Source organism: Anaerobacillus arseniciselenatis, from assembly GCF_001865995.1.
Classification (GTDB): Bacteria; Bacillota; Bacilli; order Bacillales; family Anaerobacillaceae; genus Anaerobacillus; species Anaerobacillus arseniciselenatis.
On sequence record NZ_MLQQ01000058.1, the window covers coordinates 96,966 to 115,793 of the forward strand.

17 protein-coding genes are annotated in these 18,828 nt (G+C 36.4%); 2 read left to right on the plus strand and 15 right to left on the minus strand.

The window, feature by feature from the left end:
* Positions 1-79: 79 nt before the first annotated feature.
* From dtd to BKP35_RS18725, 10 genes are all read right to left on the minus strand, one after another.
* Positions 80-520 carry a D-aminoacyl-tRNA deacylase gene (gene dtd, locus BKP35_RS18685; RefSeq protein WP_071314895.1) on the minus strand — a complete coding sequence of 147 codons (441 nt, stop codon included), beginning with the start codon at positions 518-520 and terminating at the stop codon, positions 80-82.
* Positions 521-637: 117 nt separating this feature from the next.
* On the minus strand, positions 638-2,827 hold the full coding sequence (locus tag BKP35_RS18690; protein ID WP_071314896.1) for a RelA/SpoT family protein: 2,190 nt from the start codon (positions 2,825-2,827) through the stop codon (positions 638-640).
* Positions 2,828-3,036: 209 nt separating this feature from the next.
* Positions 3,037-3,552 carry an adenine phosphoribosyltransferase gene (locus BKP35_RS18695; RefSeq protein WP_071314897.1) on the minus strand — a complete coding sequence of 172 codons (516 nt, stop codon included), beginning with the start codon at positions 3,550-3,552 and terminating at the stop codon, positions 3,037-3,039.
* A gap of 43 nt (positions 3,553-3,595) precedes the next feature.
* Positions 3,596-5,935: a single-stranded-DNA-specific exonuclease RecJ gene (gene recJ / locus BKP35_RS18700; protein WP_071314898.1), complete on the minus strand. Its 2,340-nt coding sequence runs from the start codon at positions 5,933-5,935 to the stop codon at positions 3,596-3,598.
* A 55-nt stretch (positions 5,936-5,990) separates the two neighbouring features.
* The gene (locus BKP35_RS18705) at positions 5,991-6,362 is read right to left on the minus strand and encodes a lipopolysaccharide assembly protein LapA domain-containing protein (RefSeq protein WP_071314899.1); all 372 of its coding nucleotides are present in this window, start codon (positions 6,360-6,362) and stop codon (positions 5,991-5,993) included.
* Between the two features lie 127 nt (positions 6,363-6,489).
* Complete coding sequence (locus BKP35_RS18710) at positions 6,490-7,392, minus strand: cation diffusion facilitator family transporter (RefSeq protein ID WP_071314900.1); 903 nt, start codon at positions 7,390-7,392, stop codon at positions 6,490-6,492.
* A 222-nt stretch (positions 7,393-7,614) separates the two neighbouring features.
* Entirely contained in the window at positions 7,615-8,538 is a 924-nt protein-coding gene (secF, locus tag BKP35_RS19880) for a protein translocase subunit SecF (RefSeq protein ID WP_211274648.1), read from the minus strand.
* On the minus strand, positions 8,528-9,817 hold the full coding sequence (secD, locus tag BKP35_RS19885; RefSeq protein ID WP_211274649.1) for a protein translocase subunit SecD: 1,290 nt from the start codon (positions 9,815-9,817) through the stop codon (positions 8,528-8,530). Before secD ends, secF begins: the two co-directional genes overlap by 11 nt.
* 227 nt (positions 9,818-10,044) lie before the next feature.
* A complete protein-coding gene (locus BKP35_RS18720) occupies positions 10,045-10,332 on the minus strand; it encodes a post-transcriptional regulator (protein WP_084031765.1) in 288 nt (95 codons plus the stop codon).
* A 100-nt stretch (positions 10,333-10,432) separates the two neighbouring features.
* Positions 10,433-10,918: a COG2426 family protein gene (locus tag BKP35_RS18725; RefSeq protein ID WP_071314901.1), complete on the minus strand. Its 486-nt coding sequence runs from the start codon at positions 10,916-10,918 to the stop codon at positions 10,433-10,435.
* Positions 10,919-11,142: 224 nt separating this feature from the next.
* Here BKP35_RS18725 and spoVB point away from each other — a divergent pair, with 224 nt between their 5' ends.
* A complete protein-coding gene (gene spoVB, locus BKP35_RS18730) occupies positions 11,143-12,714 on the plus strand; it encodes a stage V sporulation protein B (protein ID WP_071314902.1) in 1,572 nt (523 codons plus the stop codon).
* Positions 12,715-12,832: 118 nt separating this feature from the next.
* On the opposite strand, the gene BKP35_RS18735 is transcribed toward spoVB, so the two are convergent.
* Positions 12,833-13,504, minus strand: a complete 672-nt coding sequence (locus tag BKP35_RS18735) for a DUF421 domain-containing protein (protein ID WP_071314926.1) — start codon at positions 13,502-13,504, stop codon at positions 12,833-12,835.
* A 538-nt stretch (positions 13,505-14,042) separates the two neighbouring features.
* Entirely contained in the window at positions 14,043-15,332 is a 1,290-nt protein-coding gene (locus tag BKP35_RS18740; RefSeq protein WP_071314903.1) for an ArsB/NhaD family transporter, read from the minus strand.
* Positions 15,333-15,787: 455 nt separating this feature from the next.
* On the opposite strand from BKP35_RS18740, the gene BKP35_RS18745 reads away from it, so the two are divergent.
* Positions 15,788-16,174, plus strand: a complete 387-nt coding sequence (locus BKP35_RS18745) for a TIGR04086 family membrane protein (RefSeq protein WP_071314904.1) — start codon at positions 15,788-15,790, stop codon at positions 16,172-16,174.
* 49 nt (positions 16,175-16,223) lie between these two features.
* Here BKP35_RS18745 and yajC read toward each other — a convergent pair whose 3' ends face one another.
* The 3 genes from yajC to queA form a co-directional block, all read right to left on the minus strand.
* Positions 16,224-16,487 (minus strand): preprotein translocase subunit YajC, encoded by a 264-nt coding sequence (gene yajC, locus BKP35_RS18750; RefSeq protein WP_071314905.1) that lies wholly within the window; start codon positions 16,485-16,487, stop codon positions 16,224-16,226.
* 101 nt (positions 16,488-16,588) lie between these two features.
* A complete protein-coding gene (gene tgt, locus BKP35_RS18755) occupies positions 16,589-17,728 on the minus strand; it encodes a tRNA guanosine(34) transglycosylase Tgt (protein ID WP_071314906.1) in 1,140 nt (379 codons plus the stop codon).
* Positions 17,729-18,772, minus strand: coding sequence for a tRNA preQ1(34) S-adenosylmethionine ribosyltransferase-isomerase QueA (gene queA / locus BKP35_RS18760; protein WP_071314907.1), 1,044 nt, complete (start codon positions 18,770-18,772; stop codon positions 17,729-17,731). It lies immediately after the preceding gene.
* Positions 18,773-18,828: the final 56 nt, after the last annotated feature.

The window sequence follows — 18,828 nt, forward strand, 5'->3', positions numbered from 1 at the left end:
ATCAACCGTACATTTTAAATAAATACTTCGAAGCACTACTACAAATAACTCAACACTCTTCACTCAAAACTCAAAACTACTATTTACTCTCAACAATCAACGTCACTGGTCCGTGGTTAATAAGCTCTACATCCATCATTTCTCCGAAAATACCCGTTTCTACGGTAACACCCTTTTGGCGTAACTTTTCGTTAAAGAGGTCATAAAGTTTCACGGCATAATCTGGCTTTGCAGCACTCATAAAGTTCGGACGCCTTCCTTTGCGGCAATCACCGTACAAGGTGAATTGTGAAATCGATAAAATTTGTCCTCCGACATCTAATAATGACAAATTCATTTTTCCACCGTCATCTTCAAAAATACGTAAATTCACAATCTTATCTGCTACAAATTCAACGTCCTGTTCAGTGTCTTCATGAGTAATTCCAACCAAAACAGTAAACCCAAAATCGATCTGACCGACCGTTTCCCCATTTACAACCACACTTGCTTTCTTACTTCTTTGCACTACTACTCTCACTTTTAATACTCCTTTAACCAATACAAAATTTCGCATTTATACTAGGTAGCTAATATACAAAACCCGCATGACGATTTCCCGCCGCCATCTAAAATGTAAAAGGCGGGAGATTTCCTATCAATGCATAATCCGCCTGACTGAGTAAATATCTGGTATTCGTTTCACTCGATCGACTACTTTTTGTAAATGGTCGATATTATGAATGGAAATTGTCATTAAAATGGTCGCCATTTTATTTTTATCTGATTTCCCGGAAACAGCATTAATATTCGTGCGAGTTTCAGTTACTGCTTGAAGCACTTCATTTAGTAACCCGTTACGATCATACCCTGATATCTCTATATCGACATTATAATTTTTACTTTCTTGTTTATTACCTTCCCATTCAACAGGAAGCAGACGAGATTGCGCATCTTCAATAAGAACATTAGGACAATCAGCGCGATGAATTGAAACGCCACGGCCTTTTGTAATAAAACCAATAATTTCGTCGCCTGGAACCGGATTACAGCATTTTGACAAACGAATCAATAAGTTATCGATACCTTTAACTCGTACACCAATACTAGTCTTTTTAGTAGGGGTGTATTTTTTAATATCAGATACTTTTTCTGCTAATGTCTGATCGTCTAACTCTTGTCCACGTTTTTTACGAATTTTTTCTGTTAATCTTGTCGCAATTTGAGCCGCAGTTATTCCGTTGTATCCGACAGCCGCATACATGTCTTCTTCACCTTGGAAGTTAAACTTATTAGCCACAACTTCAATATTTTCAGTTGTTAGCACTTCTTTGGGCTCAATATTATGTTTTTTTATTTCTTTCTCAACAAGTTCACGGCCTTTAGCGACGTTCTCGTCACGACGCTCTTTTTTGAACCATTGACGAATTTTGTTTTTGGCTTGAGAGCTTTGGGTAATTTTTATCCAGTCTTGACTCGGACCGTAAGAATGTTTTGAAGTTAACACTTCAACGATATCACCCGTTTTCAAACGATGGTCTAACGTGACCATTTTGCCATTTACTTTCGCACCAATACAACGGTTTCCAATTTCAGTATGAATCCGATAAGCAAAGTCTAATGGTACAGAACCTGCTGGAAGTTCAATAACGTCTCCTTTAGGAGTAAAAACGAAGACCGTATCTGAAAACAAGTCAATTTTTAGCGATTCCATAAATTCTTGAGCATCGATCGCATCATTTTGCCACTCTAATATTTCTCTAAACCACGTCATTTTCTTTTCGAGCGTTTGCGCATTAGAAACAGTTTGTCCCTCTTTGTATGCCCAGTGAGCCGCAACCCCAAATTCCGCAACTTTGTGCATTTCTTCAGAACGGATTTGCACCTCAAGTGGATCACCTTTAGGACCAATAACGGTCGTATGAAGAGACTGGTACATATTTGCTTTTGGCATCGCAATATAGTCTTTAAAACGTCCTGGCATCGGCTTCCAACAAGTATGGATCACACCTAAAACTGCGTAGCAATCTTTTATATTTTTAACAATAATTCTAACTGCTAATAAATCATATATTTCATTGAATTGTTTATTTTGCAGAGCCATTTTTCGATAAATACTATAAATGTGCTTGGCTCTCCCATGCATATCCGCTTCAACGCCGACTTCTCCTAAACGTTCCTTAATCTTTATCACAACATCATCGATATATTCTTCACGCTCCGCACGTTTCTTCTTCATTAAGTTCACGATTCGATAGTATTGTTGTGGATTTAGGTAGCGAAGTGCTGTATCTTCCAACTCCCATTTAATTGCAGAGATCCCTAGCCTGTTAGCTAGAGGAGCAAAAATTTCTAGTGTTTCATTAGCAATCCTTCTTTGCTTTTCCGCTGGTAAATGCTTCAATGTTCGCATATTATGAAGACGATCTGCAAGCTTAATTAAAATGACACGTATGTCTTTGGCCATTGCTACAAACATTTTCCGATGGTTTTCAGCTTGCTGTTCTTCTTTCGACTTATATTTGATCTTTCCAAGCTTCGTGACTCCATCTACTAGCATCGCTACTTCATCATTAAATTGTTCTCTTAACTCATCTAAAGATACATCTGTATCTTCCACGACATCATGTAAAAATGCAGCAGCAACGGTATCAGGATCCATTTCCAATCCAATTAAAATTTCAGCAACTTGAATCGGGTGTAGTATATACGGTTCTCCTGATTTGCGGTATTGCTCTCCATGGGCCTCATCCGCAAACTTATATGCCTTTTTTAAAAATTTAACATCTTTGTCTGGAAGATACGATTGTGCTTTTTGTAATACATGTTCGATCAATGGAATCACCATCACCTTACAACCTTTAATATATTTCTTTCTATTATCGTTATATTTCTTGTCTGTGTAAAGACCTTTTGAGTTTTGAGTTTTTGGTTTTGAGTTAGATGAAAGCTTTGCACCGGTGAGATACCTAAGTATTAACTCAACATTCTTAACTCAACACTCAAAACTAACCTATAAACAAAGAGCGCTCTTTTAGAGCACTCTGTCGTTCTAATTTACGCATAATGAGTAAGTGAAAAGATTTCATAATTCTTTAACTTCTCGCTACCGTCTAAGTAATCTAATTGTATCATAAATACGATTCCTGCTACGATACCGCCAAGTTCTTCTACCATTTTAATTGTAGCTTCAATTGTACCACCTGTTGCTAATAAGTCATCAGCAATTAATACACGTTGGCCTGGCTTAATTGCATCTTTATGAATTGTTAAACTATCTTTGCCATATTCTAAACCATAATCGACTGATAATACTTCTCTCGGTAATTTACCTGCTTTACGAACTGGAACAAAGCCAACCTCTAATGCATAAGAAATCGGACACCCTACAACAAACCCTCTTGCTTCTGGTCCAACAACAACATCGATTTGCTTATCTTTAGCAAACTGTGCCATATCATCGATTGCTTTTTTATATGCCTCTCCATTTTCCATTAACGTCGTAATATCTTTAAAACGAATTCCTTCCTTTGGAAAATCTTCGACAATCGTAATAAACTTTTTAAAATCCATTTTTAACTGTTCCTCCTAGTTTATCTTTAGATCAAAAGCAAGATTATTTCACAGACTGAACTGAGAAGATTTGTTCAAACCATGTCTTTAATTCATTGTAGGATGAATAATAAAGATCGTTTTCTAATCTTGCTTGCTCTTGTTTTCGTTTGTATGTTTTTGATTCGTTTAAATCTTTTTTCTCAACATTTTTACATATTGAAATAAGTCCATTGTTTATTGTAACAAATTCTAAGTCAAAAAACACATTAACCATAAAATCAATTGTGTCTTTTGACCAACCTTTATGCTTCGCTAACTGAGAACTATGTTTTGCTACATCAAACGTTTTTTGCTTTACTAAAAATGCATAAAACCATTTAAAGTGATCTCTTGATGGCATCGTTGTAAAAAAGTGCTCCTCACTATGGTGGAAAATAGTATAAATTCGTTCTGGCGCATTTCCATTCAGTAATAAACGCTCAATTTGTTTTTTCTCAATCGGTAAATCTAAAAAGATTACATATTGGTCAGACAAACTGATAGAAGGTATTTCTGATTCAAAAGGTATATGGACGAGCTGATACTCGTCTATATCTATATTATTTAATGTTTCTTCATTAAAATAAATACATACTACTTTTTCTTTCGGTAGTTTAATTTTTTTGAAATTTTTATTACCTCTTAAATCAAAAAGTTGCCAGTGGTGAACAGCTACATCTTCTAACATTATTTGAGGTTTGCAATGTCCATTCCATTCATTGATCGACAGAGTGCCTACCGTAGAGATTTTGGAGGTCATTGATATTTCCTCATACAAATATCCACAATGAAAGCCAACACAGTCAATAGTGTGCCCGTCTTCTTCTAATAACATTTTCAAATGTGTCTCTTCACTACCAATTCGCTTCATTTGCGCTAAGTTAGCTTCTTCAATTACGACTTTTGGTGTCGGATTACTTACACCAAAAGGAGCAAGAAGATTCATTTCTTCAATAATCGGAAGTTTAACTTCATTTATTGATACGACTAAATCTACTTTTGTAATAGGAATATAATCTTCATCTGTTAAAACTTCGGTCGCTTGAAAATTTAATCGTGACCTAAGTTCATTCAGGTTTTCAAGTTGCATCGTTAATCCAGCTGCCATCGGATGTCCACCGAAATGAGGTAAAATATCGCGCGATTCTGATAAATTTTTAAACATATCAAATCCTTCAATACTTCTAGCAGAACCTTTTGCTATTCCTTTTTCACGATCTATCGTCAAAACGATTGTTGGTCGATAATATCGTTCTACTAACCGTGATGCAACAATTCCGATCACTCCAGAATTCCATCCTTCTTTAGCAATCACCAACACCTTATGTTCCTCTAAAGAAGCATATTGGCTCTCAACGATTTCAATTGCTTCTTCAGTAATTTCATTCACAATTCCTTGGCGAACTTTATTTAGTTCATCAATTTCAGTCGCTAAACGTTCTGCATTGGACATTTCTTCACTCATTAATAACTCGACCGCTGGGGTAGCAGATTCGAGTCTACCTACAGCATTGATTCTTGGACCGATCGCAAAACCAACGTGGTCTGCGCTTAACTCTTTATCATCTACCCTTGCAATTTTTTTCAATGCTATTAAACCAGGTCGAGAAGTATTTTGTAGTGCTTTAAGACCTTTTTTTGCAATCAGTCGATTTTCACCAACTAAAGGTACTAAATCAGCTATTGTACCAATAACAGCGATGTCTAATAGATCTTCAGGAACCTCACCTAATAAAGCGTGAGCTAGCTTCCATGCTACGCCAACCCCGGCTAAGCCTTTAAAAGGATAATAACAATCTTCTTGTTTAGGATTGACGATCGCATGGGCATCAGGCAATACCGGTGGCGGTTCGTGATGATCTGTAATGATAAAATCAAGCTCAATTTCTTTAGCTACATCTGCTTCATGAACAGCAGAAATTCCTGTATCAACGGTGATAACTAGCGAAAAACCCTCTTCTTTCGCTCGTCTTAACGCAGGCTCATTTGGTCCATATCCTTCTGTGAAGCGGTTCGGAATATAAAATTGAAACGTTGCACCTAACATTTTAAGCGTCTCGACCATCACAGCCGTACTACTAACACCATCTGCATCATAATCGCCAAAAATCAAGATTTTTTCTTGATTTGCTATTGCAGTTTGAATTCTTTCAACTGCTTGTCTCATTCCTTTCATTAAAAAAGGATCGTGAAACTCAGTTTTTTCAATATATAAAAAGCTACGAGCTTCTTCAACTGTAGAAATATCTCGATTTAAAAGTAATTTAGCTACGAGAGGTGATATGTTTAACTCATCCACAAATTGTTGTTCTAAAGAATGACCTTGCCTCTCAATTCTCCACCTTTTTTTTGACCTTAGCATGAAATATCACACCCCTAACCTATTTAGTATACAAGAGGTTAGAAGGTGTGGCAATTCATCCATTCGGATTTTCAGTACTATTTTTTTGTGGTTCTGATGGAATTTCTTTCTTACTCGTTTGTGTCGGAATTGCGCCCTTTTTACTAGTTTGATTCGATTTATTCAGTTGGGCATTTTTTTTACGAAGTTCGTCATTTTCAAGTTTCAGTGCTTTTAACTCTGCACGAATTTTATAAATGCCATATAAGCCAACACCACCTACTAATATGCCCCCCATCAGAACCGAACTAATAATAACGATGACAAGTGGCCATTCAGCTGTTCCAAAAACATAATTAACGGTTACGACATCCATATTGATAACAGCAAAAATAGCAATTAACAAAGCGACAAACAATCCGATAATTAACCCCCATTGACCTTTCATCTTTTGATCACCTCTTTCTTTAATTCACAATTTAGAATTTAAAATTTTAAATTGCACCGCTAGGTTGTGAATTCTTAATTTTCAATTGTGAATTGTGAATTGTGAATTGTGAATTGTGAATTGCAAATTAATTTTTGCCGGAAAATGGGTTGATATGGACGCGAACATCTTGAACATGCTCGAGCTTTATTAGTTGAGCTTTCACATTTTTACCTATGGCATGTCCTTGTTCAACGGTTATATGTGGATCAACACCTATTTTTATATCGATAATGACATAATGACCGTGCTCTCTAGCTAAAAACTCATCAATACTTAATACCCCTTCTACTTCTTTAGCCGTATGTCGCATTTCGACTGTATCTTCATCATGGAGCACATGATCGAGTGCGTTATGAATCGATTGCTTTCCTAAGCTGTAAGCCATTTTTAAAATAAGAATAGAAACAAATAAACCTGCTAATGGATCAGCGTAAACGAGCCAAGGAACTCCGATATAGCCCCCAACAATTGATGCACCAATCCCTAATAGCGCAGCAAAAGAGGAGAAAACATCTGAACGGTGGTGCCATGCATCAGTAATTAATGCTTCACTACGATACTTTTTCCCTAAGCGATATTTATAGCGAAACATTAATTCTTTAACAATGATCGAAAAAATAACTGCATAAATAGCAATAACACCTGGTACTTGAATCGGCTCATTAAACGACTTAATCGCTGAAAGAGCAATTTCAAAACCGACAATAAATAATAAAACGGCAACTATAATCGCTGCGATTGATTCCGCTTTACCATGACCATAAGGGTGATCCTTATCAGGTGGAAGCTTTGCAGCTCGGACACCTATTAAAACAGCTACAGAGCCCACTACATCTGATGCTGAATGGACAGCATCTGCAACAAGCGCTCGACTTCCAGCGATCCACCCTACAATTCCTTTAATTAAAGCTAAAACAATATTTCCAATAATACCAACCCAAGCGGCAAATTGGACTTTCTTAAATCGTTCATCCTTTTCCTCTACCATCTAATCACCTTATTTATTATAATTTATTCCCTTTTATGTCTTTAAAGAAACTAACTGAGTAAATTTCATATTTACCTAAAATGAGCCATATAAAACTATATATAGTTACTTAATGGCGTAATATTGAATTATGAAATTCACTAAACTATGTATAAATTATACTTGCTACTATGAAAAACAAACCGTGGTTTTGTATTCAACCACGGTTTATTACTAATTCTATTATGCTTCATTCTCTGCAGTTTTAAAGCGTTTTTTTTGTAAACTTTTGCTTTTCCAAACAAGCCAAAGCTGTGCAGCGATAAATAATGATGAGTATGTTCCGGCGACTAAACCAACTAATAGGGCAAACGAGAACGTTCTAATCGCTTCGCCACCAAATAGTAGTAGGGCACCAGCTGCAAACACAACCGTTAATACCGTGTTAATCGAACGAGCTAACGTTTGAATTAAACTTTTATTAACAACACGGGCTAAGTCCTCAAACGATTTGACTTTCTTCTCATACTTTAAGTTTTCCCTGATCCTATCAAAGGTTACGATCGTATCATTAATCGAGTAACCGACAATCGTCAAGACGGCAGCAATAAATGGTAAATTGACTTCCATTTGCGTAATGCTGAATACTGTAATAATGAAAAACGCATCATGTAAAAGTGCGACAATCGCTGCTAATCCGTAGATCAATTCAAAACGAATTGTTACGTAAATAATAATACCGATTGAAGCAAAAATAACAGAAAAGAAAGCGTTTCTAGCAAGTTCACGTCCGATCGTTGGTGTAACCGTACTTATGTTAGGCTCTGCACCAAACGATGTATCGAAATGCCTTTGAACTGTTAACATTTCTTCCTGGTTTAGAACTCCGATAAATGAAGCATACGCCATTTCATTGCGATCTCCAGCGAGTAATACATCATCAGGTTCTAGGCCAATTTCAGCAAACTCTGTATAAACGATGTCAGCCGTCAACCCTTCCTCACCTAAAAGTTCAACTTTCGTTCCACTCTCGAAATCAATTCCTAAATTTAATCCGATGGTCGAAAGTAAAATCATTCCGACTATGGCTAGGATTCCTGAGAAAATAAAGAACTTTTTGCGATGTTTAACAAAATCTATCTTCGTTTCTCCATAATTAAAGTTCACTAATCTCACTCTCCTTCACACCAAAAAGTCGTGGCTTCTTGTTTAAAATTCTACTGTTAACCCATAACCCAAGAAGAAGACGTGAACCGTAAACAGCAGTTAAAAAGCTTGTTAAAATACTTACAATTAACATAACAGCAAACCCTTGAACAGCCATTGTCCCGAAATAGAACAACACTGATGCTGCTAAAATCGTCGTAATATTAGCATCTAAAATCGTTGATAAGGAACGGCGACTTCCCGCTTTAAACGCAGACATCGTCGTTTTACCACTACGAAGTTCATCTTTAATTCGTTCGTAAGTAATAATGTTGGCATCCACGGCCATACCGACCCCTAAAATTAATGCTGCGATCCCTGGTAACGTTAGGACTGCATTCATCAAGTTAAAAATAACTAATACTAAATAAATATAGAAAGACAACGTAACAACCGCAATGATTCCCATAAATCGGTAATATACGAGCATATATAGGAAAATTAATGCTATACCGATAAAGCCAGCATAAATCGTTCTTTCCATTGCTTTTTCACCAAGTGCTGCCCCGACAGAGTTCGAATAAACTTCTTCAAGACTTACCGGCAAAGCACCTGCATTAAGAACATCTGCTAAAAATTGAGCTTCCGCAAGAGTGAAATTTCCGGTAATACGAACATTTCTCGTATTTAACACTTCACTAACACTCGGCGCAGAAATAAACTTTTGCTCAGCCTCTGGCTTCAGCCTTTCTTCCATAAAAGAGTCGCCGTCTTCGTAATCTAACCAAATAACAAGCTGACTTCCTAATACTTCTCTTGTAACTTCTGCAAATAAATTTGCATCTTTTAATGTAACTGCTACTTCAGGACGATTAGCTTCATCAAACGTAACACTAGCTCCACCTTCTCGTAGGTCTGCACCGTCCAACTTTAAATTATCATCGACATCACGAAAGGTTAACTGCGCTTCTGTTGAAAGAAGTTCACGTGCTGTTTGTTGATCTTCCACTCCAGCAAGTTGAACACGAATTCGATTTTCCCCTTCAATCGCCACATTCGGTTCTGAAACACCGATAACGTTAATACGTTGATTCAACGCCGTTACCGTACTTTTTAACACCTCTTCATCTATTACATCACCTTCATGCGCAGGATGAACTTCATATAAAACTTCAAATCCACCTTGAAGATCCAAGCCTAGCTTAATTTCTCTTGCATTGTCCATTGCAGTTGTCGAAACGAGACCTGCAAGTAAAGCAACAATAAGAAAAAAAGCGACAATCCGACCTTTTTTCACCATCTTTTAAAATGCCTCCTTGTATAAAATCTCTCTATGTATAATTTTGAGTGTTGAGTTTTGAGTGGTGAGTTGTCGTAAGTAACTGCTGCGAAGCAAGTCTCAAAAACAATTCAGCACTCAACATTTTCATTCAAAACTGAAAAAAGAGCTTGTCCAAAAAATTACAACATTACAATTATAGCGATGCTTTGTTTCCACTGTCAATTTCATTCATGAAATTGACATTACTAATTTTGCCCAAATTTAATTTCTTCTTCCGTCTCAAACCAATTTGGCCCCTTGTAAGCCCCAATCGTTAGCCAAGTCATATAATCGGTTGCTTTAAGAGTTAAAATAGCTTTTACTAAATGGTGAATTCTGACAAATTCTTTTCCTTTTTTTAAATTTGCTATGACACACTCCCAAAGTTCTTCTTCTGTAGCACGGTCATAACCTAAAAGATGAAATTCTTCGACTTTGCTCGTTAACGCAGGCATGACATCTTCTTTCCATACATCGAACTGTTGCTCTCCCACAGCAATTCCTCCTGACTTTTTATAAATTCTGTTCTAAAATCTCTTATCTAAAACATTGTTGCTAGAGTAGCTTTTAGATCACTGTCATCAAGTGGAACTACTAAAATACCGAGTATACAAAAACACTTACACCGACAGCCGCAATTAACACACCTGTTGTAATCGCGATAAACGCTGCTCTAAACGGAATGAAAAATAATATCGCTGCTAAACACGCTGAATAAGCTCCTGTTGTCGGTAGCGGAACAGCTGTAAATAATATCAAACCGAGCGCACCATATTTTTCCACTTTTTCACTTTTGCTCATCGTGCGATTATATAACCATTCGTAAAAGCGTTTATAAATTGGAAACCTCATTAAAAATGTACTTAATGGTCTAAACAAAATTAAAATCGGGATAATCGGCAATAAATTCCCAAGAATGCTATAAAATAACGCCTCCCAATAAGATAAACCCGCAAACGCTGCAAAAGGTATTCCACCTCTTAGCTCTAAAATCGGCATTGCCGAAATAATGACCACAATTAATTCCACTGGTAAAAAACTTAAATTCTCTACTATAAAATCTCGAAAACTTTCCTTCACGTAATTTGTCTCTCCTTTTATGTAATTATCAGTGTTGAGCTTTGAGTGGTGAGTTGTTTTTGGAAAAAGCTACGAAGCTTTACTTAAAACTCATAATCATAACTCATAACTCAAAATTCAAAACTCTTAACTTTATTAATAACTTGTCATGCTTGGCCCCCTATTAAGCATATAAATAAATACGGAAAATTTCCATCATTTTTTTGAGAAGGTAGGGGACTTAAGTGAGCAAACAAAGCTTCTTGCAAGGTGCATTTATTTTAATTTTAGCTGGATTTATAACTAAAATCTTAGGATTTGTGAATAAAATTGTTGTTGCCAGAATCATGGGGGCTGAAGGTGTAGGGCTCTATATGATGGCTGTTCCAACTTTACTCCTCGTGATTACAATTACCCAAATTGGACTCCCTGTTGCAATCTCTAAGCTTGTCGCAGAAGCTGAAGCCGTCAATGACCGAAAGAAAATAAAACAAATACTTGTCGTATCGTTAGCCACTACAGGAACGTTAAGTATAATTTTTACATTAGGAATGATAGGCTTTGCACCTATTATAGCAGAATATTTTTTAACAGATGCAAGGGCATTTTTTCCATTAATAGCGATATCACCTATTGTCCCCATTGTCGCCCTGTCTTCAGTGCTTCGAGGCTATTTTCAAGGAAGACAAAATATGAAGCCTTCTGCATATTCTCAAGTAATTGAGCAAGTAGTTCGCATCACGCTCGTTGCTCTATTAACAAGTGCTTTTTTACCATATGGTGTTGAATATGCAGCAGCAGGAGCAATGATCTCTGTTGTTATTGGAGAACTGGCTTCATTATGTTATATGGTAACAATGTTTAAAATGAAAAAACGGATTAAAGTTCGTCGAAACTTTTTTGGATCACTTAAAGAGGGAAAAACAACATTTAACCAATTAATGTCAGTCGCTCTACCAACGACAGGAAGTAGATTAATTGGCTCAGTATCGTTTTTCTTCGAACCGATCGTTGTATCGCAAAGTTTAGCAATTGCTGGAGTAACTACGGTTATCGCCACTAAACAGTATGGAGAATTAGCAGGATTTGCAATTCCATTATTGTTTTTACCGACATTCATTACCTACTCTTTGTCAGTTTCACTCGTACCTGCAATTAGCGAGGCTGCTGCCAGCAGACATTACCAATTAATTCATCACCGACTTGCACAAGCATTGCGTTTAGCGATGGTTTCTGGGGGGATTTCTTGTGTCATATTATATGTATATGCAGTTCCAATCATGGATCTTATGTATGATGCACCGACCGTTGCTACCTATTTAAAAATTATGGCTCCTTTTAGCATTTTTTTATATTTCCAAGGGCCACTTCAAGCGGCATTGCAAGCCTTAAATTTAGCAAAAGCAGCGATGATGAACAGTTTAATAGGAGCAATCGTAAAAATAGCCGCAGTTTTCGTTTTAGCTTCAAGACCAGAGTTAGGAATTATGGGGGCAGCTTTGGCCATCGTTGCAGGTTTTATGCTAGTAACACTTCTACACTTTGCTACATTAGTAAAAACCATTTCTTTTACAATACATGTTCGAGAATTTTTAAAAGCAATTATTTGTATTTTGTTAAGTGGTTGGATTGCTGTCCTTTTATACAACCATGCATTTTTATCTTTCTCACTTATCACGAAAACATTACTTTCAATTAGTGTCGTTGGATTTGCGTATGTACTTTTCTTAATGTTGCTCGGTCTCATTAAGAAAGAAGAAATGCGACGTTTACCATATATCGGAAATTTATTATCTCGCTTTATTATCGGAAAATAAAAAAGTGAAGGTGTTCCAATAAAAAAGGAGCTGTCCCAAAACAAAGTGTCACCGCTAAGCACTAGTAGCTTTACGTGGTGATCTGCACTTATGCGACAGCTCCTATGCGACCCTTCAGTTATTTTTCATCTTTTAAGTCAACAAAAAATGTTTGATTATCATTGAGTGAACAGTATGAGATTTTTTTTATATCTTTATACCCTAACTTTCTAAGTTCTCGTCTAAGCCAAAATGAAGTTTTTTCGATCTCCTCTAATTGCTCTTCTTGAACTTTTCCATCTAAAATTAAAGGAAGTGGTAAATTTACTTTCTCCGCATAATTAGGCTCATGCTTTTCTTTCTCTGTTTTTTCAATTACTGACAATTTTCCAGAAGGCTCTAATATTGCAAATTCTACATCAGCTACATTTCTAATTTTACTTTGTCTTAGTTGAACCATTAAATCATCGAAATTATACCGTTGCTTCCGCATTTCCTCCTCGTCAATCTTCCCTTTATTAATTAAAATGGATGGCTTTCCATCAATCATTTTCCTTAAATTTTCACTTTTTAAAGACACATAAGCTAACGTTATTTGGATCACTGATAAGACAATTATCGGAACGATCGTCTGCATCATTGGAGTTCGAATATTTTCAATTGATATTACTGCCAGTTCAGCAATCATGATGGAAACGACAAAATCTAGAACAGAGAGCTGACCAATTTCTCGCTTTCCCATGAATCGTAATATCACTAAAATGATAAAATATATAAACAAAGTTCTTAAAATGATGGTCGAATAGTCCAGTTTCATCGCCTCCCTTCACAATTGTAGATTAACGACAAAATGTTAGTCGACATCGTTCATGTAATGTTTTTATTAGTTTGACCCAACTACCAATAGAAAATTGACTAAAGAAAATGGAAATTATTTAAGGGTACTTTTCATCGAAAAAGGTATGACGATAATTCTTAGCATAGGCTTCGTGCTGCTTTGCGACGAGTAACCGCAGGAGCACCTTCTAACGAATCTCAGAGGCTCGTTCACGAAATCATCCGCCTTTTTCATGAAAAAACGATCATGACGATGCACCTTCACCATTTACGATATAAATGTCATGCTTGACCGCAACCTAACCACCTGTCCACTAACCAACTTTCCAACTAACCAAAAAACAGGGACATAAACAAATAAATTTGTCTTACGCCCCCATTCTCTGGAATTCACTTTAATGAATTTCATAATTCAATATGACCGCCATTAAGTAACTATATGTAGTTGCGTTAAGGCGCTCGCAACTACATATAGTTTGATATGGCTCAATTTACGTAATTATGAAATTCACTTAATTAAAATAAATTAAATATCTAAAATAAATATAAATACTCGATATAACAAACGAAACTAAGGCAACAGGTGCACCGACTTTTAAAAATTCTATATAACTAAATCCTTGATTCGCTCTAGCTGCAAGGCCAGCTACTATAACATTTGAAGTTGCACCAATTAACGTTGCATTTCCGCCTAAACAGGCTCCTAATGCTAATGCCCACCATAACGGATCTAAATTAGTCATTCCATAATTTTCAAACTCAATAATTACCGGGATCATTGCAGCTACAAAAGGTATATTATCTACAAACCCCGATAAAATTCCTGATGCCCATAGTATGAGCATTGCCGTTTTCGGTAAATCGCCTTCCGTATAATATATAATTGATTTTGCAATTTCATCAATGATACCTACTTCCTTTAAACCTCCAACAAGCATAAACAGTCCTACAAAAAAGAAAATCGTCACCCACTCTACCGATTTAAACACTTCTTCCACTTGTTGTTGGCCATGGGTGAGAAGCAATAAAAGTAACGCTCCTGCCATCGCAACACTCGTTAACTCAACTTTTAATAGCGGTTGAATAATAAAACCAAGGGTGGTTAAGAACAGAACAAACACAGATTTAAATAATAAAGACTTATTTTTCAAATAATGCCTTGCTCGAACATTCATTAATTGCTTACGGTTTTCATTCGCAACTTGAAGTTTAGGGCCATAATAACGAGACATTCCTGCAATAACGACTGCAAATATAATAATGACAACTGGCCCTAGATGAACTAAAAAAGCATTAAAGTTTAAATGTTCAACGGCTTGACCGATCATCAAATTTGGCGGGTCACCGATTAAAGTAGCTGTACCACCAATATTAGACGCTAAAATCGTCACTAACAAATAGGGGATTGCCGATATATTCAAAAGCTTCGTTAACGTAAGTACGATAGGTACGATTAGCAATACCGTTGTGACATTATTTAAAAAAGCTGATCCAACACCAGTTAATAGAGAAATAACGATTAATAGCGGTATCGGCTTGCCTTTTACTTGTTTGGCTAGAATAATCGCAATGTATTCAAAAAATCCACTTTTACTGGTAATTGTAACTAAAATCATCATCGCTAACAAAAGTGTAATTGTATGCCAATCAATATGATGGACAAACGCAGCATTTAAATCTAATACGCCAAAAAAAAGCATTAACACGCCACCTAAACATGCGACTAATGCTCGATTTAACTTTTCAGAAATAATTAAGATATAACTTATGATAAATATAGTAAAGGCGTAAGTTAACTCCATCTTAATCCCCTTTCAAATCTTGTCCATTTGTACATTGTATGAAAGGTTTGTCTCAATTAGAATTTCTTTTCATTTAGTTGAAAAACTAAAAAATTAATACATAAAATGTTAATATAAAAAGTCGGGCGATTTCCTTATATATATACAAAACCGTCATGACAAAGCTTTGCCATCATTTAATATAGAAAAGGCGGATGATTTCCTTCTCTTCGCTTTGACCTTCTTTCGAATCTCAGAGGCTCGTTCACTAAATCATCCGCCTTTTTTTATACAAAATTCTCATGAGGATTTATCGACCCCATATAAGATGAAGCATCGTCAACCATTAACATGTAAAATTCATGTCTTCCTTTCCAACTTTCTAACTCCAAATTCAAAATTTAATTCTATTTTTGTACAAGTGTGAATAAGCTTTAGTAGGCGAAAAAACAGGACTTTTGAAAGGGGGAAATAATATGGAAAACCGTGGTATGTTTCTATCAATGATTTTTGGACTAATCACAATACTGGTGATCATTCTTTCGGTAAGCTTCATTATCTCGTTATTGCTTCGCTTTACCGCTCTTACTGAGTCATCATTTAGTTGGATTATTATGGGGTTAACATTTGTAGCATTGTTAATTGGTGGCTTTGTTTCAGGCGGGAAATCAAAGCAGAAAGGTTGGCTGGTTGGAGCAGGAACAGGAGTTTTATATTCTTTAGTCGTATTTTTAGTCCAATTTTTAGGGTATAACACTACGTTCACATTAGAACAATATTTATTCCATGCTGGATTTATTGTTGCAGCTCTAATTGGAGGAATTTTAGGAGTAAATATTGTTAGAAATAGTCGTATGGTTTAAAAAAATGAAAGGCTCCGTCTTAGAGCCTTTCATTTTTTGTGTATGTACATTAGTCTGGATTAACCACTTCACGTACAGCGTTACGATCATACGTCAGTTTTTTATTGTCGTTTACTAATAAAATAACTGTATCTTCGTCAATCGCATCAATCGTAGCATGTAAGCCACCGATTGTAATAACTTTGTCCCCTTTTCGAAGAGCAGCATGCATTTCTTGAACTTTCTTTTGACGCTTTTGCTGTGGACGAATTAAGAGAAAGTAAAAAATAGCGAACATAAATAACAATGGTAAAATCGTCATAAACATTTCCATCTTTGAATTTCACCCCTTTCTAAAACTATACTCTCATAGCAATGCTAAATTTTATTATAGCATAAAAACCTGTCCTAACCTTATCACTTTTCTTGCCAAAATTAAAAGTTTTTTGCATTTGGCTTATTTAATCCATACATTTCAAAAAACTCTTCTTTAAAGTCTAGAAGGCGATCTTGGCGAATAGCTTCTCGAACTTGCTCCATTAATTTTAACAAGAAATAAAGATTATGATAAGAGGTTAAGCGAAATCCGAATGTTTCGTCACATTTAACAAGATGTCTAATGTATGCCCTTGTATAATTTTTACATACGTGACAATCGCATTTTTCATCCAAAGGACGATAATCTTTTGCATACTTAGCATTTCTAACTACGAGCCTTCCGCTACTTGTCATGCACGTTCCGTTACGCGCAATCCTTGTCGGAAGTACACAGTCAAACATATCTATACCACGAATCGTCCCGTCAATCAAGGCATCTGGTGAGCCAACACCCATTAAATATCGTGGTTTATCGTGTGGTAAATGTGGAGTCGTAAATTCAAGGACACGGTTCATCACATCTTTAGGTTCACCTACGGATAAGCCACCTACCGCATATCCTGGAAAGTCTAATGAAACTAAGTCTTCCGCACTCTTTTTGCGTAAATCTTCATATTCTCCACCTTGGACAATTCCAAATAAACCTTGGTCCTCAGGACGTTTGTGCCCTTCTAGACAACGCTCAGCCCACCGACTCGTTCGCTCTACTGATTTTAACATGTATTCATATGTGGCAGGGTACGGCGGACATTCATCAAAAGCCATCATAATATCTGAACCTAAGGCATTTTGAATTTCCATCGCTCCTTCAGGGCTTAAAAATAATTTTTCACCACTCAAGTGGTTTCTAAAATGCACTCCTTCTTCCTCAATCTTTCGAAGTGCACTTAAACTAAACACTTGAAAGCCACCTGAATCCGTTAAAATTGGGCGGTCCCAATTCATAAATTTATGAAGACCACCTGCTTCTTTAACAATGTCATGTCCAGGTCTTAGCCAAAGGTGGTACGTATTACTTAAAATAATTTGTGAGCCTATTTCTTTCAATTCTTCAGGACTCATCGTCTTCACTGTTGCTAATGTCCCAACAGGCATAAAAATAGGCGTTTCAAACGTTCCATGTGGAGTATGAACTTTTCCTAAACGAGCCCCTGATTGGCGACACGTTTTTATATGTTCATAGCGAATCGCTACCATCTATTTATTGCTCCCTTCCATAATTAACATCGCATCACCGAAGCTAAAAAAGCGATACTTATTTTTTACAGCTTCTCTATAAGCATTTAAGGTATGCTCTCTACTCGCAAGCGCACTGACAAGCATGATAAGAGTAGATTTCGGTAGATGAAAATTAGTAATTAAACCATCTATTCCTCTATATTGATACCCAGGATAAATAAAAATACTTGTCCAACCTGAACTTTCCCGAAACACACCGTCATTTTCTTGAGCAATGGTTTCTAACGTTCTCGTTGAAGTTGTTCCTACTGTAATAATTTTTTGACCATTGCGCCTTGTTTCATTTAAAATCTCAGCCGTTTCGGAGGTCATCTGGTAAAACTCGGCATGCATTTCATGTTCTTCAATCGAATCAACGCTAACAGGGCGAAACGTTCCTAATCCCACATGAAGTGTAATATAGACGATTTGTACGCCTTTAGCTTTAATCTCCTCTAAAAGCTCTTCTGTAAAATGCAAACCAGCCGTCGGAGCTGCTGCTGAACCGCGATGCTTCGCAAAAACTGTTTGATAGCGATCTTGATCTTCTAACTGCTCCGTTATGTATGGCGGTAAAGGCATTTCACCAAAAGCGTCTAGAATTTCATGAAAAATACCATCATATTGAAATTCAATGATTCTACCACCATGATCGAGTTCACCTTTACAGATACCTTTCAGCCGTCCGTCTCCAAAAGTGACAACAGTTCCTTTTTTCACTTTTTTAGCAGGCTTTACTAACGTCTCCCACTGATCTCCTTGGACTTGTTTAAGCAATAAAAATTCAATGTTTGCCCCAGTATCCTCTTTAGTACCATATAACCTGGCTGGTAAAACACGCGTATCGTTTAAAACGAGACAATCACCTTCGTTTAAAAAATCAATAACATCATAAAATTTCCGATGTTTAATTTCACCAGTTTTCGGGTCTAGCACCATTAACCTTGATGCTGTGCGGTCCATCAGTGGAGTCTGAGCAATAAGTTCTTCAGGTAAATAAAAATCAAAATCTTTAACTTCCATTTATGTTCCTCATTTCTGTAATCTGTAAAACTGTCGGTCAATTTCCATACAAAACC